Consider the following 2,211-nt stretch of genomic DNA (forward strand, 5'->3'; position numbering starts at 1 on the left):
GAGGCCTTCACAAGCCGGAATCCAGCACCTGACCTGCTGTTCCATACGGATCGCGGCATCGAGTACCGGGCTCACAAGACCCAGGCGCTGCTGAATCATCACCGGGTACGGCACAGCATGAACCGCCCGGGACAATGCACTGATAATGCCGAAGTGGAGTCGTTCTTCAAAACGCTGAAGGGAGAATTGCTGCACGCCACCAGCTTCATGACGTTGCGTCAGTTACGAAAACATATCAGGGGCTATATTGATGGCTACTATAACAGCCATCGGCTGCACAGTGGCCTTGGTTACCGGACTCCGATAGAGTTCGAGGAGATTAACTGATGGTGGCGTGTCCACTTTGTCGGGGGAAGTCCAACCCCAAAAAGCGCCGCTCCTCGTTCCTCGTCGCTCTGCTTTTTGGGTTCGGTTATGGCAGGCGTTATACCTCAAGGAGGATTCTGTGGGCCTAGTAACTTCCATCCAAGACATCGAGAAAAACTTCAACGTTCTGCAATCGGCGATCTCAGAGGGAGATGGTCGTGCAATTGAACTCCTCAGAAATGGGAAGTCAATTGTGGTCGGCAATATGGGTGGAAGGCTGGCTTTCGCCCCGTCACGCTTCCTGGGGTACCGAGACAACGACATTGATCAGCATATTGAAGAGCGATCTAACCGGGATGGCAAAGAAACCAATCCAGCGATAAAGAAGGCTTTAGGTGTAGAGAAGTCTCCAAATGCGCCCGCCGAATCCGAATTCCTGCGCTATTGTAAAAGCTTGGGGGTCTCGCCTCCGGCAAATCAACGGCAGTATTGGGTTCTACCTGATGCGAGCGCTCTGGTTGACCTAGAGGCGTTAGAACATGACGCTTCAGTCGGTGACACCGAAAGAGCTCAGCTGCAGAAAGCTAGGTTGGGGCAAGGGGATTTCAGAGCCAAGCTGGAAGCTAAATGGGCCGGTTGCTGCGTCACCGGCTGCAAGGTACGTGAGGTGCTACGAGCCTCTCACATTAAGCCTTGGAAGGATTGCAACAATGGTGAGCGGTTGGACGGTGATAATGGACTTCTTCTGGTCGCCAATATCGATGCACTATTTGATAGAGGCCTTATTTCATTTGGAGCGGACGGTTCCATAATACGTTCAAAGGCTTTGTCAGTGGATGATCTCGAAATGCTCACTGGCTACACAGTAGCCAGAATAAAATTTAGTCCGCAGCAAGCCGATTATATGCGGTTTCATCGTGATCTTCATGGTTTCGATTGAGCCAGAGTATAACAAGCGGCAGCACGGTGACCGCTTTTCCGCCGCTGCGCGGCTCCAAATCGGCACGTGTGCCAGGCGTTATGTTTGCAAATGAAGTCAAGGAGTGAGTTTGAAAACTTTAACAACTGATGAACTAGCCCAGGAATTATCTGGTGGTGATTCATATATACGCACAAAAAATAATGTAGTGAAAGGGCTAGCTGTCACAACTGAAAAAAATCCTGAAGCACCAGAAATAATTGTTGTGGGGACGGGTGTTAGAATCATTGCTAATGCCAAATTGTTCCTTGAACAACAGCAATTTGTGCCAGTTTACGTCAAGCAAGCTGTAAATTCATGGAGATACTTGGGAAACTACAAAGCTGAGAGGTATTCCCAAGACCCTGAGGTTATTGAGAAGCACCGAAAGCATAGACCTTTTGGAAGTATTGATGGGATACTGTTTTTATCATCTAGCGATGAGTTAATAGTTGATATTTCAGCGCCTTCCTTTCCTGATGTTGAAACAAGAAAAAAGATTGAGTTGGCAGCTATCCAGTATGTGACTGCCCACTATGAAGAAATGGGATACAGCATAACTGATCGTCAAAAAGACAATTGTGGTTATGACTTGTTATCTGAAAGTGCTGATGAGACGTTAAAGATAGAAGTAAAAGGTACGTCGACAGCAGAGAAAAGGTTTTTCATATCTAGAAATGAACGATCTAAGTCTGCTGACCCACTATGGCGACTAGCTATCGTAACAAGTGCCTTAAATAACCCAAGTTTAGAAATATTTAATTCTAGTGAAATGGAAAAATTATTTACCTTTGATGCCTTGTGTTGGGAATGCACCGTAGAAAAAACATAACAAGCAACTGCAGCGGATCATGGACTTCCCCCACCCCAGTGGACACGCATCGATAACTCCCCAGCAGGAGAGAACCGATGCCCGAGATGATCACGGGGAAGAAAACGCAACGCTA

General features: G+C 47.6%; 3 protein-coding genes. All 3 read left to right on the plus strand.

The features are described from left to right. Positions 1–327, plus strand: a 327-nt coding sequence (locus LY622_RS01915) for an integrase core domain-containing protein (RefSeq protein WP_234289114.1), incomplete at its 5' end; no start/stop codon positions are given. A gap of 118 nt (positions 328–445) precedes the next feature. Then, positions 446–1,246 carry an HNH endonuclease gene (locus LY622_RS01920; protein WP_234289345.1) on the plus strand — a complete coding sequence of 267 codons (801 nt, stop codon included), beginning with the start codon at positions 446–448 and terminating at the stop codon, positions 1,244–1,246. A 109-nt stretch (positions 1,247–1,355) separates the two neighbouring features. Then, on the plus strand, positions 1,356–2,096 hold the full coding sequence (locus tag LY622_RS01925) for a protein NO VEIN domain-containing protein (RefSeq protein ID WP_234289346.1): 741 nt from the start codon (positions 1,356–1,358) through the stop codon (positions 2,094–2,096). Positions 2,097–2,211 lie beyond the last annotated feature (115 nt).

Source organism: Halomonas alkalisoli (assembly GCF_021412585.1).
Taxonomy (GTDB): domain Bacteria; phylum Pseudomonadota; class Gammaproteobacteria; order Pseudomonadales; family Halomonadaceae; genus Halomonas; species Halomonas alkalisoli.